The organism is Microbacterium sp. NPDC055502 (genome assembly GCF_053643635.1).
On record NZ_JBSHKJ010000001.1, the window covers coordinates 1,480,540 to 1,506,453 of the forward strand.

At 71.4% G+C, this 25,914-nt stretch carries 24 protein-coding genes; 13 read left to right on the forward strand and 11 right to left on the reverse strand.

The features are described 5' to 3' along the window. Nucleotides 1–255: 255 nt before the first annotated feature. The gene (locus ACWH95_RS07295; protein WP_136032815.1) at nucleotides 256–1,611 is read right to left on the reverse strand and encodes a uracil-xanthine permease family protein; all 1,356 of its coding nucleotides are present in this window, start codon (nucleotides 1,609–1,611) and stop codon (nucleotides 256–258) included. Between the two features lie 149 nt (nucleotides 1,612–1,760). Next, the gene (locus ACWH95_RS07300; RefSeq protein WP_454120455.1) at nucleotides 1,761–2,636 is read right to left on the reverse strand and encodes a phosphoribosylaminoimidazolesuccinocarboxamide synthase; all 876 of its coding nucleotides are present in this window, start codon (nucleotides 2,634–2,636) and stop codon (nucleotides 1,761–1,763) included. 104 nt (nucleotides 2,637–2,740) lie between these two features. Here ACWH95_RS07300 and ACWH95_RS07305 point away from each other — a divergent pair, with 104 nt between their 5' ends. From ACWH95_RS07305 to ACWH95_RS07315, 3 genes are all read left to right on the forward strand, one after another. Beyond that, nucleotides 2,741–2,953, forward strand: a complete 213-nt coding sequence (locus ACWH95_RS07305; RefSeq protein ID WP_136032818.1) for a hypervirulence associated TUDOR domain-containing protein — start codon at nucleotides 2,741–2,743, stop codon at nucleotides 2,951–2,953. Nucleotides 2,954–3,040: 87 nt separating this feature from the next. Next, a complete protein-coding gene (locus ACWH95_RS07310) occupies nucleotides 3,041–3,667 on the forward strand; it encodes a PadR family transcriptional regulator (protein ID WP_136036709.1) in 627 nt (208 codons plus the stop codon). Next, nucleotides 3,664–5,211, forward strand: coding sequence for a DHA2 family efflux MFS transporter permease subunit (locus tag ACWH95_RS07315; RefSeq protein WP_136032822.1), 1,548 nt, complete (start codon nucleotides 3,664–3,666; stop codon nucleotides 5,209–5,211). The genes ACWH95_RS07310 and ACWH95_RS07315 overlap by 4 nt, the downstream gene beginning before the upstream one ends. Before the next feature lie 46 nt (nucleotides 5,212–5,257). Here the strand turns inward: ACWH95_RS07315 and ACWH95_RS07320 are convergent, their stop codons facing one another. Beyond that, the gene (locus ACWH95_RS07320; protein WP_136037314.1) at nucleotides 5,258–6,475 is read right to left on the reverse strand and encodes an ROK family protein; all 1,218 of its coding nucleotides are present in this window, start codon (nucleotides 6,473–6,475) and stop codon (nucleotides 5,258–5,260) included. A gap of 134 nt (nucleotides 6,476–6,609) precedes the next feature. Here ACWH95_RS07320 and ACWH95_RS07325 point away from each other — a divergent pair, with 134 nt between their 5' ends. The 7 genes from ACWH95_RS07325 (at nucleotide 6,610) to ACWH95_RS07355 (ending at nucleotide 14,280) form a co-directional block, all read left to right on the forward strand. Beyond that, complete coding sequence (locus tag ACWH95_RS07325) at nucleotides 6,610–7,638, forward strand: Gfo/Idh/MocA family protein (protein ID WP_247638236.1); 1,029 nt, start codon at nucleotides 6,610–6,612, stop codon at nucleotides 7,636–7,638. A 75-nt stretch (nucleotides 7,639–7,713) separates the two neighbouring features. Next, nucleotides 7,714–9,045 carry an ABC transporter substrate-binding protein gene (locus ACWH95_RS07330; protein WP_454120456.1) on the forward strand — a complete coding sequence of 444 codons (1,332 nt, stop codon included), beginning with the start codon at nucleotides 7,714–7,716 and terminating at the stop codon, nucleotides 9,043–9,045. A 10-nt stretch (nucleotides 9,046–9,055) separates the two neighbouring features. Beyond that, complete coding sequence (locus tag ACWH95_RS07335; protein WP_136037311.1) at nucleotides 9,056–9,982, forward strand: carbohydrate ABC transporter permease; 927 nt, start codon at nucleotides 9,056–9,058, stop codon at nucleotides 9,980–9,982. Next, nucleotides 9,975–10,868, forward strand: a complete 894-nt coding sequence (locus tag ACWH95_RS07340; protein WP_136037310.1) for a carbohydrate ABC transporter permease — start codon at nucleotides 9,975–9,977, stop codon at nucleotides 10,866–10,868. The genes ACWH95_RS07335 and ACWH95_RS07340 overlap by 8 nt, the downstream gene beginning before the upstream one ends. Before the next feature lie 2 nt (nucleotides 10,869–10,870). Beyond that, the gene (locus tag ACWH95_RS07345) at nucleotides 10,871–11,956 is read left to right on the forward strand and encodes an ABC transporter ATP-binding protein (RefSeq protein WP_378803272.1); all 1,086 of its coding nucleotides are present in this window, start codon (nucleotides 10,871–10,873) and stop codon (nucleotides 11,954–11,956) included. Between the two features lie 120 nt (nucleotides 11,957–12,076). Further along, nucleotides 12,077–13,555, forward strand: a complete 1,479-nt coding sequence (locus ACWH95_RS07350) for an amino acid ABC transporter substrate-binding protein/permease (protein WP_136032827.1) — start codon at nucleotides 12,077–12,079, stop codon at nucleotides 13,553–13,555. Beyond that, nucleotides 13,552–14,280 carry an amino acid ABC transporter ATP-binding protein gene (locus ACWH95_RS07355; protein ID WP_136032829.1) on the forward strand — a complete coding sequence of 243 codons (729 nt, stop codon included), beginning with the start codon at nucleotides 13,552–13,554 and terminating at the stop codon, nucleotides 14,278–14,280. Before ACWH95_RS07350 ends, ACWH95_RS07355 begins: the two co-directional genes overlap by 4 nt. A gap of 36 nt (nucleotides 14,281–14,316) precedes the next feature. Here ACWH95_RS07355 and ACWH95_RS07360 read toward each other — a convergent pair whose 3' ends face one another. The 4 genes from ACWH95_RS07360 to ACWH95_RS07375 form a co-directional block, all read right to left on the reverse strand. Continuing rightward, nucleotides 14,317–15,624 (reverse strand): MFS transporter, encoded by a 1,308-nt coding sequence (locus ACWH95_RS07360; RefSeq protein ID WP_136037308.1) that lies wholly within the window; start codon nucleotides 15,622–15,624, stop codon nucleotides 14,317–14,319. After that, complete coding sequence (locus tag ACWH95_RS07365; protein ID WP_454120457.1) at nucleotides 15,621–16,100, reverse strand: winged helix-turn-helix transcriptional regulator; 480 nt, start codon at nucleotides 16,098–16,100, stop codon at nucleotides 15,621–15,623. Before ACWH95_RS07365 ends, ACWH95_RS07360 begins: the two co-directional genes overlap by 4 nt. Before the next feature lie 105 nt (nucleotides 16,101–16,205). After that, nucleotides 16,206–17,483, reverse strand: a complete 1,278-nt coding sequence (gene purD / locus ACWH95_RS07370) for a phosphoribosylamine--glycine ligase (protein ID WP_247638243.1) — start codon at nucleotides 17,481–17,483, stop codon at nucleotides 16,206–16,208. 48 nt (nucleotides 17,484–17,531) lie between these two features. Then, a complete protein-coding gene (locus tag ACWH95_RS07375) occupies nucleotides 17,532–18,206 on the reverse strand; it encodes an NUDIX hydrolase (RefSeq protein WP_454120458.1) in 675 nt (224 codons plus the stop codon). 53 nt (nucleotides 18,207–18,259) lie between these two features. Here ACWH95_RS07375 and ACWH95_RS07380 point away from each other — a divergent pair, with 53 nt between their 5' ends. After that, nucleotides 18,260–18,628, forward strand: a complete 369-nt coding sequence (locus ACWH95_RS07380; RefSeq protein ID WP_136032839.1) for a sterol carrier family protein — start codon at nucleotides 18,260–18,262, stop codon at nucleotides 18,626–18,628. On the opposite strand, the gene ACWH95_RS07385 is transcribed toward ACWH95_RS07380, so the two are convergent. From ACWH95_RS07385 to ACWH95_RS07395, 3 genes are read right to left on the reverse strand one after another with little or no spacing between them, the layout of a single operon-like run. Continuing rightward, a complete protein-coding gene (locus tag ACWH95_RS07385; RefSeq protein ID WP_454120459.1) occupies nucleotides 18,625–19,401 on the reverse strand; it encodes a heme ABC transporter ATP-binding protein in 777 nt (258 codons plus the stop codon). The two genes, ACWH95_RS07380 and ACWH95_RS07385, sit on opposite strands and share 4 nt — an antisense overlap. Beyond that, nucleotides 19,398–20,471 (reverse strand): FecCD family ABC transporter permease, encoded by a 1,074-nt coding sequence (locus tag ACWH95_RS07390; RefSeq protein ID WP_454120460.1) that lies wholly within the window; start codon nucleotides 20,469–20,471, stop codon nucleotides 19,398–19,400. Before ACWH95_RS07390 ends, ACWH95_RS07385 begins: the two co-directional genes overlap by 4 nt. Then, on the reverse strand, nucleotides 20,468–21,568 hold the full coding sequence (locus ACWH95_RS07395) for a heme/hemin ABC transporter substrate-binding protein (protein WP_454120461.1): 1,101 nt from the start codon (nucleotides 21,566–21,568) through the stop codon (nucleotides 20,468–20,470). Before ACWH95_RS07395 ends, ACWH95_RS07390 begins: the two co-directional genes overlap by 4 nt. A 161-nt stretch (nucleotides 21,569–21,729) precedes the next feature. On the opposite strand from ACWH95_RS07395, the gene ACWH95_RS07400 reads away from it, so the two are divergent. Together ACWH95_RS07400 and ACWH95_RS07405 are read left to right on the forward strand one after the other, a co-directional pair. Continuing rightward, nucleotides 21,730–24,849, forward strand: coding sequence for an HtaA domain-containing protein (locus ACWH95_RS07400; RefSeq protein ID WP_454120462.1), 3,120 nt, complete (start codon nucleotides 21,730–21,732; stop codon nucleotides 24,847–24,849). 97 nt (nucleotides 24,850–24,946) lie between these two features. Then, nucleotides 24,947–25,264, forward strand: a complete 318-nt coding sequence (locus tag ACWH95_RS07405) for a potassium transporter Trk (RefSeq protein ID WP_136036057.1) — start codon at nucleotides 24,947–24,949, stop codon at nucleotides 25,262–25,264. Between the two features lie 2 nt (nucleotides 25,265–25,266). Here ACWH95_RS07405 and ACWH95_RS07410 read toward each other — a convergent pair whose 3' ends face one another. Further along, on the reverse strand, nucleotides 25,267–25,872 hold the full coding sequence (locus tag ACWH95_RS07410) for a zinc-binding alcohol dehydrogenase (protein ID WP_136045920.1): 606 nt from the start codon (nucleotides 25,870–25,872) through the stop codon (nucleotides 25,267–25,269). Nucleotides 25,873–25,914 lie beyond the last annotated feature (42 nt).

Sequence of the window (25,914 nt, forward strand, 5' to 3'; positions counted from 1 at the left end):
CGGCCGTCCCGCCCGCGCCCCGTCGGAGTGCGAAAACGCACCTCCCGCACCCCCGCAACGCCCCTTTTCGATCCCGCACCGGTGGCCCGGCACGCCCCTGCCCGTGGGAGTGCGAAAAACGCACCTCCCCCGCCCCCGGGACGCCCGTTCTCGACCCCGCACGCCCCGGACTGCTCCCGCTGTGGGAATGCGAAAACGCACCTCCGACGTGTCGGGGAGGTGCGTTTTCGATCCGGCGGGACGGGACCCCGGGCGTTACGCGGGGTCGCCGCCCAGGGGGCCGACGGGCTCGAGGGGCTTCGGGTCGTCGGCGCCGGTCTTGCGGGCGCGGGCGATCAGGTTGCCCAGGTGGTAGATGAGCAGCGCCGCGACGGTGCCGAGGACGATGCCGCCGAACGCGAAGTCGCCGAGCTGCATCGAGAACCCGGCGATGCCGATCACGAGCGACACCGCGGCCGTGTACTGGTTGACCGGGCGCGAGAAGTCCACGCGGCTGTCGACCCAGATCTTGATGCCGATGATGCCGATCAGGCCGTACAGGGCCGTGGTCGCACCGCCCAGCACGCCGGCGGGGATCGAGTTGAACACCTCACCGACCTTGGGGGAGAACGCGAGCAGGATCGCGAAGAGGCCGGCCACCCAGTAGACGGCGGTCGAGTACACGCGGGTCGCGGCCATCACGCCGATGTTCTCGCCGTAGGTCGTGGTGCCCGAGCCGCCGAAGCCGCCCGCGATCGTGGTCGCGACGCCGTCGGCGATCAGTGCGCGGCCGGTGTGCTTGTTGATCGACGGGTCCTCGGTCATGGTCGCGACGCCGCGCACGTGGCCGACGTTCTCGGCGATGAGCACGAGCACGACCGGCAGGAACATCGCGATGGTCGACCACGTGCCCGGCTCGACGAAGTCGGGGAGCTGGAAGTGCGGCAGGCCGACCCAGGGTGCCTCGGCGATGAGCTCGGCCGGTGTCTTGCCGCCGCGGAGGGCGTTGGGCACGTCGAACGAGCCGGTGAACGCGGCCCAGATGAAGCCGACCGCGACGCCGAGGAAGATCGAGATGCGGCCGAGGAAGCCGCGGAACAGCACCGCGAACAGGATGATCGCGACGAGGGTGATGGTCGCGGTCACCGGGTCGAGCTGGAAGTTGCTCCACGCGGTGGGGGCGAGGTTGAATCCGATCAGGGCGACGATGGCCCCCGCGACGACCGGGGGCATGAGTGCGTCGACCCATCGCAGCCCGGCGAACTGCACGACGAGCCCGACGACGGCGAGGAGCACGCCGACCGCGACGACGCCCGCGAGCGCCGAGCCGGTGCCACCCGCGGCGACGGCGGCCGTGATCGGGGCGATGAACGCGAACGAGGAGCCGAGGTAGCTGGGCAGCTGGTTCTTCGTGATGAGCAGGAAGATGAGGGTGCCGAGGCCGCTGAACAGCAGGGTCGTCGAGACCGGGAAGCCCGTCAGCGTCGGCACGAGGAAGGTGGCGCCGAACATCGCGACGACGTGCTGGAGTCCGATCGCGACGGTGGCGGACCAACTCAGGCGCTCGTCGGGACGGACGACCGCGCCGGCCTCGACGGTGCGTCCGTTTCCGTGCAGCTTCCACAGGGCCATGCGGGCTCCTCAGGGGTTCGGGGGTGGCGTGAGTGCTGAAGAAACACTACCGATTCCTGAGTGTTGCCTGAGCGCCGATCGGCCAGCCGCTCCTCTACGCGGGTGACGACGTCAGCCCCACCGACGTGCGACGTGTGGAGTAGTCCGGCTCAGGCGCCCAGGCGGTCGATGAGTTCGCGGTAGCGCGCGGTCGTCCGGGCGACGACCTCGTCGGGCAGCGCGGGCGGCTCGCCCTGCTTGTCCCAGTTCGCGGCGAGCCAGTCGCGCACGATCTGCTTGTCGAAGCTCGCCATCCGCTCGGCCGGGGTGGTGCCGGTGCGCCAGGCCTCGGCGTCCCAGTACCGCGAGGAGTCGCTGGTGAGCACCTCGTCGGCGAGGCGCAGGGTGCCGTCGGCATCGGTGCCGAACTCGAACTTGGTGTCGGCCAGGATCAGGCCCCGCTCCTCGGCGATCGCCGCCGCCTTCGCGTACACGGCCAGGGAGATGTCGCGCAGCTCGGCCGCTCGCTCGGCACCGACCAGCTCGACGACGCGGTCGAACGTGATGTTCTCGTCGTGCTCGCCCATCGGCGCCTTGTACGCGGGGGTGAACAGCGGTTCGGGCAGCCGGTCGCCGTTGTGCAGGCCGTCCGGGAGGGTGATGCCGCACACCGTGCCGTGCTCCTGATACTCGGCCCAGCCGGAGCCGGTGATGTAGCCGCGCACGACGCACTCGATCGGGAGCATCTCCAGCGACTGGGCGAGCATCGCGCGGTCGGCGACCTCCTCGGGCAGCTCGCCCGGGGCCAGGTGGTTCGGCACGTCGAGCTGGGCGAACCACCAGCGGCTGAGGCGGGTGAGCAGGGCCCCCTTGTCGGTGATGCCGGGCGACAGCACCACGTCGAAGGCGCTCACCCGGTCGGAGGCGACGACGAGGATGCGGGTGTCGGCCGGGTCCTCCGAGGCGTAGAGGTCGCGGACCTTGCCGGAGTAGAGGTGTCGCCAACCGGGGATGCTCTGCGCGGTGCCTGCCGTGGGTGTGCTCACCCGCCCATTATCCCGGTCTCCCGTGGCGGCGCCCGCACAGAAGTCAAGGGGAGCGCGGGCCGCGTGCTCCCGGGGCGAGGATCGCCGCATCGAAGGGAGCGGGTATGACGAAGGATCTCGCGAAAGGCGATCGGGTGAGCTGGAACACGTCGCAGGGGCGCACGCGCGGCACGGTGGTCGAGAAGCGGACGAAGGACTTCACGTTCGCGGGGCAGCACTTCACCGCCTCGGACGAGGAGCCGGCGTATCTCGTGGAGTCGGAGAAGAGCGGCGATCGTGCGGCGCACAAGGGCTCCGCTCTGCGTCGGCTGGGGTGAGACGCCCGGAACCGGTATCGCCGCGCGCGACGTGGCGCGGGAGCCTGATCGGGCGTATAGTCCACATGGACTAATCGAGGTGGGGGCATGGCGAAGGACCCGGTGGACGCGCTCACGCCGCTCGGCGTGATGGTGCTCGCGCTGCTGCGCGAGAGCGACATGCACCCCTACGAGATGGTCCGGCTGCTGCGCGCTCGGCACGACGATCGGCTCATCACCGTCACCAACGGCACGCTGTACCACACGGTCGCCCGGCTGCAGCGGGCGGGGCTGCTCGCCGAGGTCGGGACCGACCGCGACGGAAAGCGGCCGGAGCGCACGACCTACACGCTCACCGACGCGGGGCGCGAGACGGTGGTCTCCTGGGTGCGTCGCGCCCTGCCCCGCATCGATCGCGAGGTCGACGCCCGGGTCGCGCTCGCCGAGGCCCACAACCTCGAACGCACCGATGTCGTCGCGCTGCTCCACGACCGCCGCGCCGCCCTCCGGGACTCGCACGCGCTGCACCATGACGGGCTCCGCGGCGCCCGCACCAAGGGCGTCCCCGCCCAGGTCCTCGTCGAGATCGAGCGACAGGAGGCGCTGCTCGACGCGGAGCTGCGCTGGCTCGACTCCCTGCTCACCCGCCTCGACGGCGACGATCTCCCCTGGGGGCCGGACGCCTTCGACGACTCCGACCGCTACCGCGCTCAGCGAAAGGCTGCACAGCAATGACCGAATCCCGCCAGGCCGCAGGGCCTCAGACCGGCCCGTTCGCGGCCGGTCACGCGCCGAAGAGCCCGTGGCCCGCCCTGTGGGCGCTCGTCATCGGCTTCTTCATGATCCTCGTCGACACCACGATCGTGTCGGTCGCGAACCCGGCCATCAAGGCCGCGCTCGACCCGCAGACCAACAACCTCGACAACGTCGTGTGGGTCACCAGCGCCTACCTGCTGGCCTACGCGGTGCCGCTGCTGATCACCGGACGCCTCGGTGACCGCTTCGGCCCGAAGAACATCTACCTGATCGGGCTCGCGGTGTTCACGCTCGCGTCGCTGTGGTGCGGGCTGTCCACCACCCTCGAGGGCCTGATCGCGGCGCGTGCCGTGCAGGGCCTCGGCGCCGCCTTCATGACGCCGCAGACCATGGCCGTCATCACGCGCACCTTCCCGCCGGAGCGGCGCGGTGCGGCGATGGGGCTGTGGGGGGCGACCGCCGGCGTGGCCACGCTCGTCGGTCCGCTCGCGGGCGGCCTGCTGGTGGACGGCCTCGGCTGGGAGTGGATCTTCTTCGTGAACCTGCCCGTGGGTGTCGTGGCGTTCGTGCTCGCGTGGATCCTGGTGCCGAGGCTGAAGACGCACCCGCACCGCTTCGACCTCGTCGGTGTCGTGCTGAGCGCCGTGGCCCTGTTCCTGATCGTGTTCGGGCTGCAGGAGGGCGAGAAGTTCGACTGGGGTGTGATCTGGGGTCCGATCTCGGTGTGGAGCCTGATCATCGCCGGCGTCGTGGTGCTGGCGCTGTTCATCGTGCAGCAGGCCCGCACCCGGAGTGAGCCGCTCGTGCCGCTCGGGCTGTTCCGCGACCGCAACTTCTCGGGCGCGAACGTCGCGATCGCCGCGGTCGGCTTCACGGTCACCAGCATGTCGCTGCCGATGATGTTCTTCCTGCAGACGGCCCGCGGGCTCACCCCGACCGAGGCGGCCATGCTGCTCATCCCGATGGCGGTGCTGTCGGGAGTGCTGGCTCCGGTAGCCGGCAAGATCCTCGACCGCGTCGACCCGCGGGTGATCCTCATCCCCGGACTGCTCTGCGTGGGTGGGGCGCTGCTCTGGTACTCGGCGCTGACGACCATGGACACCCCGATCCTGATGTTCCTGCTGCCGTCGGCCCTGATGGGCATCGGCAACGCGGGCATGTGGGGTCCGCTCGCGACCACGGCCACGCGCAAGCTGCCGCCGCGGCAGGCCGGTGCCGGCGCGGGCATCTACAACACGACCAGGACGATCGGCTCGGTGATCGGTTCGGCGTCGATCGCCGCGTTCATGCAGTCGCGGCTGGAGGCGAACCTGCCCGGACTGTCGGACGCGCCGGCGGGCATCAGCGGGGGCGGGTCGCTGCCGCCGCAGGTGGCGGAGGGCTTCGCGGCAGGTATGGCGCAGGCGCTGCTGCTGCCCGCGGCCGTGATCGTCGTCGCGCTCGTGGCCGCGCTGTTCCTCGGTCGCTACGACCGTGACGACGCGGCGGCTCCGGCCACCGCGGCCCCCGCCCCTCCCGCGTGAGCCGGGGGAGGGTCGCGCCCTCCCCCGTTCCGGCTGCGCCCCCGGGTCAGGCCTGAGTGCTGAAGACCGAGGACAGCACGAGCCCGGCGCCCCCGAGCAGCGTGATCTGATCCGGGTCCTCCGCGAAGAACACCGTCGGCGGCTGTCCGCGCTCGGGTGCCAGCCGGGTGACCCAGGTCTGCAGGGCCGTGCGCAGCGCCTCGCCGCCCGTGCAGGCGTCGCCGTGCATGATGTAGTGCCCTGGCGCGAGGATCTGCTCGTTGTTCGCGATGCCGATCGCGAGGTTGCGGGCGTACAGGTCGAGCAGCGCCGCGGCGTCGTCCGAGCCGTCCGCCACGAGGGCGGCGAGGCTGCGGGAGTCGAGGGTGTCGGCGTGCGGGAGGCCGACGGCCGCGGCCCGGTCGCGCAGCCAGCCCAGCGTGGCGACCGTCTCCCAGCAGCCGCGCCGTCCGCACCGGCACTCGTCGCCGTCGAGCTGCACGATGGTGTGGCCGGACTCGCCCCCGGCACCGTTCTCGCCGCGGAGCACCTCGCCGCCGTGCACGATCCCGAAGCCCAGCGCCTCACCGGTGTACACGGATGCGAAGTCCTGGATCTCCCGCCCCAGCCCGAACCACCGGTCGCCCAGTGCCTGGACGCGCGGGTGGTGGTCGACGAGGGTGGTGGCGCCGAAGCGCTTCTCCAGCAGCGCGACGACCGGGAGGCCGTTGAGCCCAGGGGTGAGGTGCATCGAGATGACGCTGCCCGTGCTCGTGTCGACCATGCCCGCCGCGGCGACGCCGATGCCGACGAGGGCTTCTCCCGCGAAGCAGCCGTCGGTCACCTGGTGCAGGCACGCGGTGATCTCGTCGGTCGACGCGTCGCGGCTGTACGCCGCGTGGTGCATCTCGTGGATCGTGCCGTCGAAGGCGATGCGGGCGGCCACGACGAAGTCGGGGGAGAGGTGCACGGCGCCGAGCCACGGGCCGTCGCCGCGGAACCAGAGCGGTCGGGCCGGCTTGCCTCCGGCCTCGGACGGCGCGACGGGGTCGCCTTCGACGAGGGTGGCGGAGTCGAGCAGGGGCTGCAGGATCGTGGCGATCGTGGCTCGGTTCACGCCGAGCGAGCGGGCCAGTTGCGCGCGGCTGGAGGGGCCGAGGCGGTGCAGGGTCTCCAGCACGCGTCGGCGGTTCGCGGCTCCGATCGCGCTCGTGGTGATGAGCGGACGGCGCGAGCTCTGGTCGGAGAACACCAGGTCGGCCTGCGGTTTGCCTGACGGTGCCATGGCACCTGCCTTTCCGGTCGCGACGGGTGGCGGCGATGGCTCCGTCTGCGGATCAGTTTACAAGGAAGAATGTATGGTTTAGTGTCATACATACCTCGCGGCGCGCGGGCATCCATGACGAAGTGGGGTAGGCAGTGAACCACAGCAGGTCGGCACGAGTCGGAGTCATCGGCGGCGGGATCCGCGGCGGCATGTTCGCCAGAGCGCTGCAGGAGAACCCCCAGTCCGAGCTCGTCGCGATCTGCGACCGCAGCCCCGGCGTGCTGTCCGCGATGGTCGCGCAGCTGGGCGTTCCGGGCTATGCGAGCACCGAGGAGCTGCTCGCCGCCCACCCCGACCTCGACGGCGTCGTGATCGCAACCCCCGACTTCGCCCACCGCGAGGCGGCGGTGCTCTGCGCCCAGGCCGGTCTCGACCTGATGATCGAGAAGCCGCTGGCCACCGAGGTCGACGACGCGCGGGCGATCCTCGAGGCCGCCGACGCCGCCGGGGTGCGCGTCATGGTCGGCTTCGAGAACCGCTGGAACGTGCGGTACTCGGCGGTGCGCACCCGTCTCGGCGCCGACGGAGACCCGAGGATCAGCGCCCAGATCATCAACCTCAACGACACGATCTTCGTGCCGACCGAGATGCTGTCGTGGTCCTCGAAGAGCTCGCCCGCGTGGTTCCTCATGCCGCACTCGCTCGACCTCGCGTGCTGGATCGGCCGCACGCACCCGGTATCGGTGTACGCGGTCGGCGCGCGCGACCGCCTCACCGAGGCCGGCATCGACACGTGGGACCGCGTCAACGCCGTGTTCACGATGGCCGACGGCTCGCACGTCGCGCTCAACTCGTCGTGGGTGCTGCCCGAGTCGATGCCGTCGGTGTTCGACTTCCGCTACGAGATCCAGTCCGCCGGTCAGGTCGTGCACATCGACGGCGCCGACGACGGTGTGATCGTCTACGACGCGCAGCGCGGGCAGCTTGTGCAGTCGGCCGTGCACGAGCGCGCCGGCCGCATCCACGGGGTGCCCATCGACATGGTCGGCGACTTCGTCCGCCTCCTCCGCGGGGAGCCCGTCGACGTGCCGGACGCCCGCGACGGCCTCCTCATCACCGCCGCGATCGAGGCGGTGCACACCGCCCTCGAGACCGGCGACGTCGTCTCCATCTCCGTCTGACCCCGCTTCACCTGCACCACCGCGAGACCCGAAACCACGCGACACCCGTCCGGAACTGCACGAAGGAGCAAGGAAATGAACGCATCACCGTCGATGAGCCGGGGCTTCTCCCGGCGTCAGATCTTCCAGCTCGGTGGCCTCGCCGTCGGGGCCATGGCCCTGGCGAGCTGCACCCCCGGAGGCGGAGGGCAGCAGAGCACCGGACCGCTCACGGCCGGCTCCGGGAAGCCCTCCGGCCAGATCAGCATCCTCGACGACAACACCAACAGCATCTTCAAGGACTGGGCCATCGCCGAGTTCGAGAAGCAGACCGGCATCAAGGTCGTCACCTACCAGCAGGGCAACTTCAACGACCTGCACGACAAGATGGCCACGATGTTCGCGGCGCAGGACTCGTCGTTCGACGTCGTGATGACGTGGGCCGGCTGGTCGGCCGAGTTCGGGCAGGCCGGATGGCTGGAGGAGCTCGACCCCTCCGCCGTGCCGGACCACCTCATCCAGCCGGCGCTCGACGCGGTGTCGTGGCGGGGCAAGGTGTACGGCCTGCCGAAGTTCGTCAGCGCGCAGACCATGTTCTGGAACAAGGGCCTGTTCGCGGGGGCCGGGCTCGACCCCGAGACGGGCCCGGCGAACTGGGACGAGTTCGTCGCGGCGGCCAAGGCCCTCACCGGCGGCGGGCAGTACGGCTATGCGTGCGACATGGGCAACCCCGCCGGCGCCTACCAGAACTTCCTGCGCGCGCTGCTGCTCAACGGCGGGGAGTTCTACGACGCCGACTACAAGCCCACCTTCGCGAGTGACGCGGGCGTCGAGGCGCTGTCGAAGATGGTCGAGCTGCTGCAGGTGCACAAGGTGATGGACCCCTCCTCGCTGCAGATCACCAACGCGTCCGACCTCGCCGACCTCTTCGCCCGCGGCAGCACCGGCATGGTGTTCAACTGGCCGTTCCAGTACGCGGTCGCCACGGCCGCCGGCGCCGCGACCTCGGCCGCGACGGTGGGTAACGGCCTGCTCCCCGGCATGTCGGTGCGGTCGGCGTCGATCGACGGCTCCGAGGGCTTCGCGATCAGCAAGTTCTCGAAGAACAAGGAAGCGGCCCTGGCATGGCTGCAGTTCGTCACCACCGGGAAGGTGCAGACCGACATCGTCGAGAAGGAGGGCTGGTTCCCCGTCTCGCAGACGGTGCTGGCCGAGCCCGCCGCGCGGGAGGCGCTGCCCATCCTGTCCACCTACGAGCAGTCCACCGAGTACGTCACCAAGCGCTACGGCACGCCCTGGTCGAACGAGCTCGACCAGGCGCTCTCCGTGCAGCTCATCAACGCCATGAACGGCAAGACCTCCCCCAAGGAGGCGCTGGAGTCGGCGCAGAAGACGGCGGAGGACCTCGTGAAGAAGTACCTGAAGTAGGGATCGGGGAATGGGCGTCAACCTCCTGGAGAGGAGCCGCCGGCGGGATCTGCGTTTCGGCCTCCTGCTGATCGCGCCGGCGGTGCTGATCATCGCGATGCTGCTCGGCTACCCGATGGGCTACGCCGTGTTCATGTCGTTCCACCAGTGGAACGACAAGCTGGGCATGGAGCACCCCTTCATCGGGCTGGAGAACTACGGGCAGCTGCTGACCGACCCCGCGGTGCACCGGGCGATGGAGCGCACGGCGTACTTCTCGGTGATCACCGTGATCGGCGGGGTCGCGCTGGCCGTGGCGATCGCGGTGCTGCTGAACCGGGAGTTCCGCGGACGCACGCTCGCCCGGGTGCTGCTGCTCGTGCCGTGGGCCGTGCCGCCCGTCGTGAACGGCATCATGTGGAAGCTGATCTTCGACGGCAGCACCGGCATCGCCAACACGATCCTGCGCGGACTCGGTCTCACGGAGGAGAACGTGCAGTGGCTGTCCGACCCCGCGCTCGCGATGAACATCCTGGTGTTCGCGGAGATGTGGAAGCTGCTGCCGTTCCTGTGTCTGCTGATGCTCGCGGCGCTGCAGGGCATCCCGTCGAACCTGTACCGGGCGGCGGCGATCGACGGCGCGGGACCGTGGCGGGCCTTCTGGCGCATCACCCTGCCCAACATGCGCGGCGCCCTGATGTTCGCGCTGATCGTGCAGTCGATGTGGTCGCTCAAGGTGTTCGACACCATCTACGTGCTCACGGGCGGCTCCGGCGGCCCAGCCGAGGGCACCACCACCATCAACTTCCTCGCGTACCTGGTGAACTTCAGCAACCTGGACCGCGGCTACGGCTCGGCGATGGCGGTCGGGATCATGATCCTCGTGCTCGTGGTGGCCGTGTTCTGGATCCTGCTGTTCGGCGGGTTCCGTCGCAAGAGGGGAGAGGCGCATGCCTGACCTGACCACCACCGCCCTCGTCACCACCGCCCGCCCGCGCGGGCGCCGGGTGTCGCGACGCGGACGGCGCCGCCTCACGGCCGTCGTGTGCGCGGTGCTGCTCGTGCTCGTGATGGCGTTCTTCCTGGCGCCGTTCCTGTGGATGTTCGTGTTCAGCGTGTATCCGTCGAGCGCGCTGCAGGGCCGTACCCCCGACCTGTCGCCGTCCCTGCTGACCGTGGAGTCCTACGTGCGCCTGCTGTCGGACGGCAGCTTCCTCACCCCGATGGCGAACTCCGCGATCGTCGGCATCTCCACCACGATCATCTGCATGACCGTGGGCGCGGCCTGCGCCTACGCGATCGCCCGCTTCAAGTTCCGCGGTCGCCAGCCCCTGCTGCTGAGCATGATGACCGTGCAGGCGATCCCCGTGATCGTGCTCGCGGTGCCCCTGTTCATCCTGCTGCGCTCGGTCGGCCTCTACGACCAGCTGCTCGGGCTGATCGCGACGTACACGGCGTTCATCCTGCCGCTCGTGATCTGGATGCTGGTCGGGTTCTTCGAGGACATCCCGCCGAGCCTGGAACGCGCCGCCCGCATCGACGGGTGCAACCGGTTCCAGATCATGTACCGGATCGCCTTCCCGCTCGCCGCGCCCGGCATGGCGGCGACCGCGATCCTGGCGTTCATCACCAGCTGGAGCGACTTCTTCCTGGCGAAGGTGCTGACGTCGAACAACGCCGTGACCCTGCCGGTGAAGACCGCGGCGTTCCAGGGGCTGTTCGCGATGGACTACACGTCCGCGGCGACGGCGGGAGTGATCACGGCCATCCCGGTCCTGATCCTCACCCTCGTGGCACAGAAATGGATCATCCGCGGTATGACCGAGGGTGCGGTGAAAGGCTGATCATGGCACAGATCGAACTGGTGGGCGTCGAGAAGTCGTACGGACGCCCGAGGCGCGGGCACGAGGCCCGCAAGGCGGTCTCCGACCTCAGCTACGTGATCGAGGACGGGCACTTCGTGTCGCTGCTCGGTCCCTCCGGCTGCGGCAAGACCACCACGCTCAACATGATCGCCGGACTGGAGGACATCTCGGGCGGGGAGATCCTCATCGACGGGCGGCGGGTCGACGACCTCGACCCCGACAAGCGCGACCTGGCGTTCGTGTTCCAGGACTACGCGCTGTATCCGCACATGAGCGTCTACGAGAACATCGCGTTCGGGCTGCGCATGCGCAAGGTCGCCAAGGACGAGATCGACCGCCGGGTGCGCGACGCCGCCCGACGGCTCGACATCGCCCACGTGCTCGACGTGAAGCCCAAGAGCCTGTCGGGTGGACAGCGGCAGCGCGTGGCCCTCGCCCGCGCCATCGCCCGGCGCCCCGCGGTGTTCCTGTTCGACGAGCCGCTGTCGAACCTCGACGCACTGCTGCGCGACCAGACCCGCAGCGAGCTCAAGGTGCTGCACCGCGAGCTCGGCGCGACCAGCGTCTACGTCACGCACGACCAGGAGGAGGCCATGACGCTCTCCGACCGGATCGCCGTGATGAGCCGCGGGCGGCTGGAGCAGTACGGCAGCCCGTACGAGGTGTACCACGAGCCGGCGACCGAGTTCGTGGCGTCGTTCGTGGGCAAACCGCGCATGAACCTGTTCACGGCGAAGCGGGGCGAGCGTGGCAGGCACGTGCTCCCGGGGACCGCGTTCGGTGTGGAGTCGGGTGCGCTGCCCGAGGAGATCCGCGTCGGACTGCGCCCGGAGGAGTGCGACCTGCGGCGACCGCTGGCCGGTGAGCAGCCGCACGGCACCGTCGTCGCGGTGGAGCCGCTCGGCAACGTCTCCGACGTGCACCTCACGATGGGCGACGTCGAGTTCCTCGTGCGCGTGCCCGGGTTCGGCTCCTACGGTGTCGGCGACGCGGTGGTGGTCGACCTGACCCGCGCGCGCCTGCACTGCTTCGACCCCGAGACCGGGAGGCGCCTCGCCGTGTCGTGAGCCGGTTCTTCGCGCGGGTTCCGCGGACTCCCGCGTTCCGGTTCAGCGGGTTCACAGGGTTAGGGTGGATGGTCGGCGGCCGCCGGGTCGCCCCATCCGAACCTCCGAGGAGCACTCGACGTGAGCCGAAATCCATCCTCCACGGCGCGCCGCCTGCGCCGCTTCGCCCGGACGGCGACCGCGTCCGCGCTCGCCGCGCTCGTCGCCGCCGGTGCGCTCCTCGCCGGAGCCGCGCCCGCCGCGGCCGAGGGCGAGACCTACGTGATCGGCACCGACACCACGTTCGCCCCGTTCGAGTTCACGGACGCGAACGGCGAGCTCGTCGGCATCGACATGGACCTGCTGCGCGCGATCGCGAAGGACCAGGGCTTCGAGGTCGAGATCCGCCAGCTGGGCTTCGACGCCGCCGTGCAGGCCCTCCAGTCCAACCAGGTCGACGCGGTGATGGCCGGCATGTCGATCACCGAGGAGCGCCAGCAGACGTTCGACTTCAGCGATCCGTACTTCACCAGCGGGGTGCAGCTGGGGGTGCTGGAGTCCAGCGACATCGAGTCGCTCGACGACCTCGACGGCAAGGCGGTCGCGGTCAAGACCGGCACGCAGGGCCAGACCTTCGCCGAGGAGAACCAGGAGAAGTACGGCTTCCGCATCACGCCGTACCAGGACACGACCGACATGGTCGACGCCGTGAAGGCCGGGCAGGCGGTCGGCTACTTCGAGGACTTCCCGGTGCTCGCGTACGGCATCCAGCAGGGGTCGGGCTTCCGGCTGATCGGCGATCCGGAGCTCGGCGGCGAGTACGGCTTCGCGGTCAACAAGGGGCAGAACGCCGAGCTGCTGGAGATGTTCAACGCGGGGCTCGCGAACCTCCAGGACTCGGGCGAGTACGACGAGATCGTCGACACGTACCTCGCCTCGGGTGAGGGCGAGCCGAGCGCGCAGCCCACCGACATCATCTCCGTCGCGGTGAAGTACTGGCCCGCGCTCATGCAGGGTCTGTGGCTCACGATCCTCGCCACGATCGTCGCGGTGGTCGCGGCCTTCATCCTCGGCATCATCTTCGGCTTCGGGCGCATCTCGAAGTTCGCGCCGTTCCGCTGGGTCGCCACGGCCTACGTGTACGTGTTCCGCGGCACCCCGATCCTGATCCAGGCGTTCTTCGTCTTCTTCGCGATCCCGCAGCTGATCCCCGACCTGAAGTTCGACCCGTTTGTGGCCGGCGCGATCACGCTGTCGCTCAACACCGGTGCCTACATGACCGAGATCATCCGCGGCGGCATCCAGGCGGTCGACCCCGGTCAGGCCGAGGCCTCGCGTTCGCTGGGCCTGAGCCACTGGAAGACGATGCGCAAGGTCGTGCTGCCGCAGGCGTTCCGCATCATGATCCCCTCGTTCGTGAACCAGGGCATCATCACCCTCAAGGACACCTCGCTCATCAGCGTGATCGGCCTCGCGGAGCTGACCTTCGTGTCGCGCCAGATCATCGCCTCCACCTACCTGTCGGCGCAGGTGCTCACCATCGTCGCCATCATCTACTTCGTCGTGATCACGCTGCTGACGCTGCTCGCGAACCGCCTGGAGAGGACGCTCAACGCATGAGCAAGATCGACGTCAGGAACCTGCACAAGTCGTTCGGCGACAACGAGGTCCTGAAGGGCATCGACCTCACGGTCGACGACGGCGAGGTCGTCGCGGTGATCGGGCCCTCCGGCTCGGGCAAGTCCACGCTGCTGCGCTGCCTCAACAAGCTCGAGGAGCCGACCTCGGGGCACGTCGTCATCGACGGCGTCGACCTCACCGACAAGAGCGTCAAGCTCGACGAGGTGCGCCAGCGCATCGGCATGGTCTTCCAGCACTTCAACCTGTTCCCGCACATGACCGTGCTGGAGAACATCACCCTCGCGCCGGTCGAGCTCGGCCGCATGACCAAGGCCCAGGCGCGCGAGCGGGCGCTGTCGCTGCTGGAGCGCGTCGGGCTGTCGGAGAAGGCGGACGCCAAGCCCGCCTCGCTCTCCGGCGGCCAGAAGCAGCGGGTCGCCATCGCCCGTGCGCTCGCGATGGACCCCGAGATCATGCTGTTCGACGAGGCCACCAGCGCGCTCGACCCGGAGATGGTCGGCGAGGTGCTGCAGGTGATCCGCGACCTGGCTGAGGGCGGCATGACCATGGTGCTGGTCACGCACGAGATGGGCTTCGCGCGCGAGGTGTCCGACCGCACGGTGTTCATGGACGGCGGTGTCGTGGTCGAGGAGGCTGCGCCGGCCGAGCTGTTCGGCTCCCCCAAGAACGAGCGCCTGCAGGACTTCCTGTCGAAGGTGCTCTGACCGTACGCATCCGCGTCGTTCCGCGAAAGGAGCGGGCTACTCGCGGACGGGTGCGGGGTGGCGACGGATGGTTGCGCTGACCAGCGCCGCGACGGCGCAGAGGCCGGCCGCGGCGAACCACGCGACCGTGTACTGACCGGTGTGGTCGCGCACGAGCCCCGCGAGGATCGAGGCGATGCCCGCACCGATCTGATGGGCGGCGAACACCCAGCCGAACACCAGCGGGCCGCGGTCGCCGAACACCTCGCGGCACAGCGCGATCGTCGGCGGCACCGTGGCGACCCAGTCGAGGCCGTAGATCACGATGAACACGATGATGCTGGGCTGCACCTCGGCCGACAGCAGGCTGGGCAGGAACAGCAGGCTCACCCCGCGCAGGGCGTAGTACGCGGCGAGCAGGATGCGCGGGTTGACGCGGTCGGTCAGCCAGCCGGAGAACACGGTGCCCGCGATGTCGAAGATCCCGACCACGGCCAGGAGTCCGGCGGCGGTCGTGGTCGGCATGCCGTGGTCGTGCGCGCTGGGGATGAAGTGCGTGCCGATCAGGCCGTTGGTGGTCGCGCCGCAGATCGCGAAGCCGATCGCGAGGGCCCAGAACGTCTTGGTGCGGGCGGCCTCGCGGAGCGTGCGGATGGCGAGGGCGGCGGCACCCCAGGCGTTGCCTCGGGGCAGGGGTGCCGGTGGGGAGGCGGGCGCGGGCTCGCCGTACCGTCCGACGCCGAGGTCGCTCGGGCGGTTGCGCACGAAGATCCACACCAGGGGCGCGACCGCGAGCGCGCCGCCCGCGATGATGAACGACGCCCCTCGCCAGCCGATGTCCTCCGCCGCGGCCGCGATGACCGGCAGGAAGATCAGCTGTCCGGTGGCGCTGCCCGCGGTGAGCACGCCGGACACGAGACCGCGGCGCGTCGCGAACCAGGTGTCGGTGATGGTCGCAGCGAACACGAGCGCCATCGACCCGGTGCCGAGTCCGATCAGCACGCCCCACGTGAGGATGAGCTGGGCGGGGGTGGCGACGAGCACGCTCAGGGCGGCGCCCGCACCGATCACGAACAGGGCGGTGACGGTGACCGCGCGGATGCCGAAGCGTTGCATGAGCGCGGCCGCGAAGGGGGCGATCAGCCCGTACAGCAGCAGGTTGACGGAGACCGCGAGCGACAGCTCGGCCGTCGTCCAGCCGAACTCCTCCTCCAGTGGCACCATGAGCACGCCCGGCGCCGCCCGGAACCCCGCGGCGCCGATCAGGGCGATGAGGGCGACGAGCGCGACCGTCCAGGCGGGGTGGAGGCGGCGACGGCGTGCGGGTGGGTCCTGTACGGGCTCGTCGACGGACTCGGCGGTCATGCGTTCGCCCCGGTGTGCAGCGCGAACGGCTCGCCGCCCATGCTGCGCCGGGCCCACCGAGTGCTGTGCGCGTCGAGCGGGGCGCCGCAGTGCGCGCACCAGTCCACGGAGACGGCGGTGTCACCGCAGCGCGCGCACGAGACCTCGAGCCCCCAGGGGCCGTCCGGGTCGGTCGTGCGGCTGAAGTGGGCGTACGCGTGGAGGATCGGCAGTGTCGCGAGTCCGGCGTCGGTCAGGCGGTAGCCGCTGCGAGCCTCGCTCGGGTCTTCGCGGGTCAGGAGCCCGGCGTCGTGCATGGCGGTGAGCCGGCGAGACAGCACGGAGTCGGCGGCACCCGTGGCCGCGCGCAGCTCGTCGAAGCGGGTGCGGCCGGAGAACAGCTCGCGCAGCAGGAGCAGCACCCAGGGGTCGGCGAGCACGTCGGCCGAGCGGGCGATCGGGCAGGTCGCGGACGACCAGTCGGAACGGAGGGGCATGCCGTCACTTTCTTGAAGAAAGTCGACGCTGTCAAGCCGATCCCCGCAGAACGGCAGGATTCGCGCGACCCCTGTCGCAAACGCCCGCTCCCGTCGGGCCGCGCGCTACTCGGCGACGCGGGCGGCGATGTCGCTGCGGAAGTGCGCGCCCTCGAGTCGGATGCGCGCGATCGCGTCGTACGCGCGGTCGCGCGCCGTGCGGAAGTCCGGGGCGACGGCGACCACGTTCAGCACGCGGCCGCCCGTGGCGATGAGGGAGCCTCCGGGCGCGTCGGGGCTCGCGGTCGCGGCGTGCACCAGGCGCACACCCTCGACCTCGGCCGCCGCGTCCAGGCCCTCGATCGGACGGCCGGTCTGCGGCGACTCCGGGTAGCCCTCGCTCGCGAGCACCACGGTGATGGCGGCGTCGTCACGGAACTCCGGCTCCGGCTGATCCTCGAGCGTGCCCGAGGCCGCGGCGAACAGCAACTGCGACAGCGGGGTCTGCAGCCGCGGCAGCACGACCTGCGTCTCGGGGTCGCCGAAGCGCGCGTTGAACTCGATCACCCGCACGCCGTTCGGGGTGAGGATGAGCCCGGCGTACAGCAGCCCGATGAACGGCGTGCCCTCCGCGTCGAGCTGCCGGACCACGGGGAGCGCCACGTCGCGCGTGACCTCCTCGACGAAGGCCTGCTCGCTGCCGAACTGCTCCGCGAGCCACGGCAGCGGGGAGTACGCGCCCATGCCGCCCGTGTTGGGACCGGCGTCGCCGTCGTACGCCCGCTTGAAGTCCTGCGCGGGGCTGAGCGCCCGCACGGTGTCGCCGTCGCTCAGGAAGAACAGCGACACCTCGGGACCGGACAGGAACTCCTCCACGAGCACGGGCCCGGCGGGAAGATACTGCGCGGCGTGCGCGAGCGCCTCGGCGCGGTCGTCCGTCACGATCACGCCCTTGCCCGCGGCGAGCCCGTCGGCCTTGACCACGTACGGGGCGCCCAGGTCGTCGAACGCGGCCTCGACCTCGGCGGTCGTCGCGGCACGCACGGCCCGCCCGGTCGGCACGCCCGCGGCGTCCATGACCCGCTTGGCGAACGACTTCGACCCCTCCAGCTGCGCCGCGGCCCTGCCCGGTCCGAACACGGGGATGCCGCGCTCGCGGAGCTCGTCGGCGACACCGGCGACCAGCGGCGCCTCCGGCCCGATCACGACGAGGTCGACCGCGTGCTCGTTCGCGAACGCCGTGACTGCGGCCGCGTCGAGCGGGTCGACCGACACGGGCGTCGCGTCGTGCGCGATGCCGGCGTTGCCCGGGGCGACGACGATCTCGTGCTCCACCTCCTCTGCGCGCAGGGCGAGGATGATCGCGTGCTCACGGGCACCGGAACCGAGGACGAGGATCTTCACCCGTCCAGCCTACCGAGGCCGGTACGGCGGGTTTCGGCCGTCCGCGCGTCACAGCTCGATGGGCCGCTCCACGGTCGCATCCCACGGCACCGTCCAGCCGGTGGCGTCGAACAGGGCATCGAGCACCATGGCCGTGAACCCCCACACGATGGTGCCGTCCACGTCGAACGCCGGGCCGCGGAACGTGCGGCCCATCCGCGACAGCGTCGAGGTGAACCGGGTCGCGGGGTCGAGCAGCTGGGCCACCGGCACGCGGAACACCTCGACGGTCTCCGCATGATCGACGGCGACGACCCGCGACGGCGACTGCCACCACGCGAGCACGGGCGTGACGAGGTGGTTGCTCGCGGCGAGCGGGATGACCGGGAGGGTCGACAGTACCTCGACCCCCGCGGGGTCGAGTCCCGTCTCCTCCTCGGCCTCGCGCAGCGCGGTGGCCACGGCATCCGCGTCGGTCGGCTCGACGCGACCACCGGGGAACGACACCTGCCCGGGGTGCGACGACAGCGTGGGGGCGCGGCGCTGCAGCAGCACGTCGAGGTCGCGCGAGACCGCGGTGTCGGCGGCGGGGGCCGGGGTGCGGTCGAGCACGCCGAACAGGATGAGCACGGCGGCGTCGTGCGCGGTGCGCGGGTCGGCGAGCGGCGGGATCGGCACGCCCCAGGTGTGATCCGTGGCGGCGGCGAGCAGCTCGGCGCGCGCGCCCTGGGGGTGCATGCTCATACCCCGAGCTTAGGCCGCGGCCGGGTGGGGGGCCGCGGTTCTAGGGTGGAGCCATGGCGAGGAAGATCGACATCATCGACGGTCGTGCGGCGCTCGACGCCGTCCGGGCGGCGGAGGCGGCGGGCGAGAGGCCCCCGCGCACGTCGCTCGCGACCGCGGTGCGGTATCTGCTGCAGCTGCTCGACGAGAAGGCACCGGGCAACAGCGTCGAGGTGCGGGTGCCGCCGTTCGGGGCCGTGCAGGTGATCCAGGGCCCGCGGCACACCAGGGGCACCCCGCCGAACGTCGTGGAGATGGACGCGGCGACCTGGATCGCGGTCGCCACGGGCGCCGAGGCCTGGACCGCCGCGGCCGAGTCCGGTCGGGTGCACGCCTCCGGCACCAGGGCCGACCTCGCCGGGGTGCTGCCGCTGCGGCCCTAGCGTCGCGCGACCACGAGGGGCACGCCCGTGGCCGGGTGGGGGAACACGTCGACGGGTTGCCCGTAGATCCGCTCGATCCGGGAGGCCGTGAGCACCTCGGCCGGGGCTCCGCTGGCGGTGACGCGGCCGTCCGCGAGCAGGGTCACGCGGTCGGCGTGCGCGAGCGCGGCATTCAGGTCGTGCAGCACGATGGCCACCGCGGCCCCCTCGGCGGCGCGGGCGCGGAGGAGCCGCATGACGTCTTCGTGGTGCTTGAGGTCGAGGGCCGCGGTGGGCTCGTCCAGCAGCAGCACGCCGGTGCTCTGGGCGATCACCCGGGCCAGGGCCACGCGGGCGCGCTCGCCGCCGGAGAGGGAGGGCACCGCGCGGGGCCCGAGCGCCGTGACCTCGGTCTGCGTCATGGCGTCCGCGACGATCCGGTCGTCGTCGTCGTCGGCCGCGGGGGTGCGCGCCCACGGGGTGCGGCCCATGCGCACGACCTGTTCCGCGGTGAACGGAAAGGTGACCGTGTTCTCCTGCAGCAGCACGGCCCGCTGCTGCGCGAGGGCACGCGGCCGCAGGTCTCGCAGCGGGCGGCCGTCGAGGAGCACCACCCCGGAGGCCGGGGCGACGTCGCCCGCCAGCACGCCGAACAGGGTGGACTTGCCCGCGCCGTTCGGTCCGACGAGCGCGTGCACCTCGCCCGCGTGCACGTCGATCGAGGCGTCGTGGAGGATGGTGCGTCCCTCGCCCACGCGCACCGTGAGCCCGGTGCCCTGCAGCCGCGGCATCATGCCCACCCTCCCGAGCGACGGCGCGTGCGCACCAGCAGCCAGAGGAAGAACGGCCCGCCCACGAGGGAGGTGATCATGCCGATCGGGAGGTCGGCCAGGGGGACGGCCGTGCGGGCGACGAGGTCGGCGACCGCGATGAGCAGCGCGCCGCCGAGGGCCGAGGCGATCACGAGGGGCAGGTGTGCGGGTCCGATCATCATGCGCATGAGGTGCGGCACGACGAGGCCGGCGAAACCGATGATCCCGGCGAATGCGACCGCGGCGCACACCAGCAGTGCGACGGTCACGATGACCACGAGGCGCAGCAGCTCCACGCGCACGCCGAGGTGCCGGGCGGTGCGCTCGCCGAGGGCGAAGAGGTCGAGGCTCCGCGCGACGATCAGGGCGACCACGACGCCGATCGCGACGAGCGGCGCCACGAGCTGGATGTTCGACCAGAGGGCCCCGTTGAGCGACCCGAGCTGCCAGAACACGATCTGCTCGCGCGTCGACGTGGTGCCGAGGAAGGTGAAGAACGCCATGCCCGCCCCGGCGATCGCGTTGATGGCGATGCCGGTGAGCAGCAGGGTCACGACCTCGGTGCGGCCGCCCGAGCGGCTGAGGAGGTACACGGAGAAGACCGCGACCAGCCCGCCCAGGAACGCGAACGCGGGGGTGGTCCACATGCCGAACGTGGCGAGGCCGAACGTGATGCTGGCCGCCGCACCGAGCGCCGCGCCCGACGAGACGCCCACCACGCCCGCGTCGGCGAGGGGGTTGCCGAAGATCGCCTGCATGAGCACGCCGGACACCGCGAGCGCGGCGCCCACGAGCAGGCCGAGCACCAGGCGCGGCAGTCGCAGGGTGTAGATCACGCCGTAGTCCGTGGCGGCGTCCGGCGCCCAGGCGGTGTCGATGCCGAGGCCCCGCAGCAGCACGCCCAGCAACGCCGTGGGCGACAGGTCGTACTGACCGCTGGTGATCGAGACGACGCACGTGACGGCGAGGGCGACGAGGAGCCCCGTGACGACCAGCCCGAAGCGCAGTCCGCGGTGCCGCGCCGGCGTAGGGGTGACGACCTCGCCGCTCACTGGGGCGGCTCGGCGGTGTACAGCGCGCGGGCGAGGGCGCCGATCACGTCGGCCGACCGGGGACCGAAGCTCAGGATCTCCGCGTCGGCCATGTCGATCACCCGGCGGTTCGCCCCGGCCGGGGTCTGTGCCACGGCGGGGATCCGTTCGATCAGCCCGTCGATGCCTCCCACGGACTCCAGGCCGTCGGTCATCATGACGAGCACGTCCGGCTGCGCGGCGACCAGGGCCTCCGCGGTCATCGGCTTCATGCCCTCCCAGCCGATCTCGGAGGCGACGTCGACACCGCCGACCGCATCGATGAGCGAGTCCGCCCCCGAGTCCGCGCCGAAGATGTAGTAGACGTTGGCGCTGCCGCGCACGTAGAGGAACAGCATGCGGGCGCGGTCCTCCGGTGTGGCCGGGGTCACCTGCGCGATCTCGCCGAGCACGGACGCCACCCGCGCATCGAGGCGCTCGATCAGCTCGGCGCCGCGGCTGGGCACCCCGAGCGCGGCGGCGATCTCGGTGACGAGCGCATCGGTGGTGTCGAGGCGACGGTCGCCCGAGATGACGACGACCGCGATCCCGGCGTCCCGGAGCTGCTGGCGGACTTCCTTCGGGCCGATCGTGGTGTCGGTGAGGATGACGGTGGGAGCGAGCCCGAGGATCGCCTCGGGGTTGAGCGTGTGGCCGGTCTTCGTGACCACGGGCAGCTCCTCGGTGCCGGGGAACAGCGTCGAGGAGTCGCGGCCGACCACCTGGTCGCCCAGGCCGAGCGCGAACACCGTGGACGCGATGGTGCCGGAGATGTCGATCGGGAGGATGCGGTCGACGTCGGTCACCTCGACCGTCCGGCCCTCGCTGTCGGTCACCGTCACGGGCAGCTGGGGCGCGGTGCGGTCGTCGACCGGGGTGATCGCGTGGCTGGCGAGGCAGGCGGTCGCGGGACCCGTGGCGGTGCGGACGTCGTCCACGAGGTCGAGCTCGGTGAGGGGGACCGAGGCCTGAGGGCAGGTGTCGTCGACGGCCGGCGGGGCCGCGGCGGTGGCGTCGGCGCAGGCGGCGAGTCCGACGGCGAGAGCGGCAGCCAGGACGAGGGCGGAGAGGCGTCGCATTAGGCAAGGCTATCCTAAAACTTGACGCTGTCGTGGCGAGCGCCCTACGCTCGGGATCGACGGCTTACTTAGCTGAGCCTAACCAATATTCCATCCTCGCCCGACTGCCCGTGCGGCCTCGCCGGAGCGCTCACGAGCGCGCCCGGCGGCCGTGGAGAATCGTGAACGACACAGCCATCGCATCCCCCGGGAGCCCGCGCCTGCGCGCCCTGCTCGCCGCCCTGATCTCCGTCCTCCTCATCGCCGCCGGGGCGGTGATCGTCCCACCCGCGCACGCCGCCGGCGGAACCGTGACCCCCACCGTCACCTCCGCAGACACCGCCGGTCTCACCGTGCAGGTGCAGGCGAGCGGTCTGCCCGACGTGACCGGCGCCTACGCCGCGCTCATCGTGAAGGGCACCGAGAGCGGTCTGACCGGGTCCGGCGGCTACGCCGCGTTCGCGCTGCCGTTCCCGCGCGTGGAGGGCGGCGCAAGCAGCTTCGCCCTCACCGCCGCCGTGGGATCGCTCGACCGCACGAAGGCGTACGAGGTGCTCGTATGGCAGCAGCACTCCAACCCGAACGAGACGACCATCTACGGCCGCGGTGACGTGGCGATCTCGGCGGCACAGTGGGATGCCCTGTTCGGCACCACGCCGACCGATCCCGGCGAGACCGACCCGGGCACCGATCCGGGGGAGACCGACCCGGGCACCGATCCCGGTGAGACCGATCCGGGAGAGACGGACCCCGGTGAGACCGACCCGGGCACCGACCCCGGCGAGACCGACCCCGGCGAGACCGACCCGGGCGAGACCGACCCGGGCGAGACGGATCCGGGTACCGACCCGGGCACCGATCCCGGAGAGGGCGAGCCGTCCGCGGCGATCGAGGTGTTCCTCGCCGACGGCGTGACCCCTGCGACCGGTGTCGCGCTCAGCGCCGGTGACCGGATCGTCGTGAAGGGCAGCGGCTACGACCCGACCGCGAACGTCGGCGGGCGCGGCGTGCCCATCCCCGCGCACCTGCCGCAGGGCACCTACGTGGTGTTCGGCAACTTCGGCGCGGACTGGCAGCCGTCCACGGGCGCCGCATCGTCGACACGCTCCGTCGGTGCCCAGGCCTGGGCGCTCGCCGAGGGTGTGCTGGACCAGGTGCCCGCGCAGTATCAGGGCGCGATCCGTGCGCAGTGGGTCGACATCTCCGCCGACGGCTCGTTCCAGGTGACGCTCACCCTGAAGGACACGCCCGCGACTCCCGGCTCCTACGGCGTCTACACCTATGCGGCAGGCGGTGTGCGCAACGCCGACCAGGAGCGCAGCGTCGCCCTGGACTACCGCATCGCCCCCACGCTCACCGCGTCGGTGGAGTCCGCCACCGCGAAGGACGGCCTGACCGTCACGGCAGCTGCGGCGAAGCTCGGCGCGGTCACCGGCGCCTACGTGGCGCTCATCGAGGCGGGGACCGAGGCCGACGTCACGGCCGGCGGCGGCTTCCTCGCGATGCAGTACGTGCGGAACATCGACGCCGGTGCGTTCACGGTCGACCTGAACACCGCCGCGAAGAACCTCGACCGCACCCAGACCTACGAGGTGATCGTGTGGAAGCAGCACACGATGCCGAACGACGCCACGATCCACGCGCGCGCCGCGGTCACGATCACCGACGCGCAGTGGACGGCGCTGCTCGGCGACGAGCCGGAGGAGCCGACGGAGCCGAAGCCGCCCGTGACGCCGACGACGCCGCCGGTGAGCGTGCCGGGCGGCTCGCTGCGCTGGGCCATCTCCACGTCGTTCGCGAACTACGTCGCCGGTCCCATCGCGCAGGGCGCCATCCAGGTGTCCGGCGGCGCGACGCGCTCCGGCGGACAGTTCCAGTTCGGGCAGACCGTCGGCGGCGACTACGACGCGAGCAGCGGCCTCGGCAGTGTGGTCTACCGCGGCGCCGTGCGCTTCACCGGTCACCACGGCGTGCTCGACGTCACGGTCTCCGACCCCGTGGTGCGGGTGACCTCGGCGGGAGCAGCGACGGTGTACGTGACCAGCGGCGGCGCCCAGGTGCCGTTCGCGACGCTCGACCTGACGCGCGCGGCCCGGATCACGGCGAACGGAGCCGTGACCTACTCGGGCGCCCCCGCCACGCTGACGGCCGCCGGTCGTGACCGCGTGCTCTCGGGCTACTCCACCACGCTCGACCCGGTCACGTTCACGATCGGCTCGGCCGCCGCGGCACCCTCGGGGTCGACCGGCACCGTCGCCGCCGCCGCGGTCGTGAAGCGGGCAGCGCTCCCCGCGACCCCGCCGGCGAGCGAGGGCATCGATGTCGACGAGCAGAACCTCGCCGCGCTCGCGTCCGGGCAGCCGGCCACCGTCACCGCCTCCGGGTTCCGCCCCAACGAGGAGGGCATCAAGGTCGTGGTGTACTCCACGCCCGTGCTGCTCGACACCGTGACCGCCGATGCCTCGGGTGTCGCGACCTGGTCGGGCGCCCTGCCCGCCGCGCTCGAGGACGGCGCGCACACGCTCACGTTCCAGGGGTCGGTCGACCGCGGTCTCGCGTTCACCCTCGCTCGCGCGACCGCCGCCATCGGCACGTGCACGGTCGAGGCGGCGACGCTGAACTGGGGGTACAAGGAGTCGTTCCGCACCTACATCGAGGGCATTGCGAAGGGTGGCTGGACCCTGACCGACGTGGCCTACCGTTACCCCGACTTCGTGTGGGAGAACGGTGCGGGCTCGCTCGACGGCACCGCGCTCACCGGGCTCGTCACCTACGGCGGCAGCATCGCGTTCACGGGCCACGACGGTGCGCTGAACACCACGCTCGGGAACGCCAGGGTCGAGTTCGCGGGCGACACCGGCTACCTCGTGTTCGACGTGACCGGCACCACGCAGGCCGGGGAGAGCGTCGACCAGCAGGGCGTGCGACTCGCGGAGTTCCCGCTCGCGGACGCCGCGGTCGTCGACGGCGCGCTCCGGCTGGACGCGGTGGCCACGACGCTCACCGAGGCGGGGGCCGCGGCCTTCGGCACGTATCAGGCGGGGGAGCAGCTCGACCCGGTGACCGCCGTGATCCCCGTCGACACCGCGTGCGGCACGGCCGTGGCGGAGGAGCCGGAGGCGGACGCGGAGGCGAGCGCGGCGGTCACCGCGGTGACGGAGCCGGCCGACACGGAGGGTGCACCGGTCTGGCCGTGGATCGTCGGCGGCCTCGTCGTCGTGGCGCTCGCCGCCGGGGGAGGCGTGCTGATCGCCCGCCGCAGCCGCACGGCACAGGCCGCGCCGGAGACCACCGAGGTCTGAGCCGCGGACGCACCCGCCCTCTCCCGGACGACCGGGGGAGGGCGGGTGCGCAGGGGGCCGGGTGCCCGACCCGCCCGGACGGTGGGACAATGGAGACATGGCCCCCCAGGATTCCCACCAGACCGTCGAAGCGACCGTGCGCCGTGTGCCGCGGTACGGCGTGCTCATGGGCATCGGGGTCGTGCTCGGGGTCGTCGTCGCGGGCGTCCTCACGATGATGGGCAGCTACGACGAGTCGCAGGCGCTCGACGTGGTGTATCCCCCCGGTCAGGTGTTCGGGTTCCTGCTGCTGTGGACCGTGCCGATCGGTCTCGCGCTCGGCGGGGTCGCCGGGCTCGTGCTGGAGCGGGTCGCGCGGCGCCACGACCGCGTCGTGAAGGTCGACCGCGAGACCGTCGTCGACGGCGAGGACTGAGCTCAGGCCAGCTCGGCGATCACGGGCCGGATGGCCGCGTCGAACGCCACCACGTCACGCCGCAGGCCGTCGGTCACCGCGACCGACAGCGCCCCGATCCACCAGATGCCCCGCTGTGACAGCGGCAGCACCTGCACGTTCAGCTCGAACGAGTGGGCGCGCCGACCGATCTCCCGCTCGAACTCCGCGATCGCGCTCGCATAGGCGCGGTAGGCGTCGCCGCCGGTGTGGCTGGTCATGGCGCCGACGTAGCGGTCGTGCGCCGCGTGGGCGAAGCGCAGGGCGGTCGCGGCGTGCGGCCGGATCGCCGCGGCGAGCTCGTCTGCCCCGGTCGCGGGCAGCGCGACGAGCGTCTCGAACCCGTCGATGAGCTCGAGCGGCACCCCGGAGTGATGCGCCCGCGGCTCGACCGTCATGTCCCAGTAGTCGCGCCACTGCGCCTCGATGGCGGGCGAGGCGTCCACGGCATCCGGTGCTCGCACGGGGAGCTCCCGGAGGGTGGGCAGGTCCTCCGGCGCGCGGATGCCCAGCAGCTGCCGCAGGGCGAGCGCGACCAGCACGGGGACGCTCGCGTCCTCGCGGATGAGCCACTGCGGCTTGTCGGCCATGCGCCCATCGTAGGGGGCGGTGCACCGGGCTCGGCGTCCTCG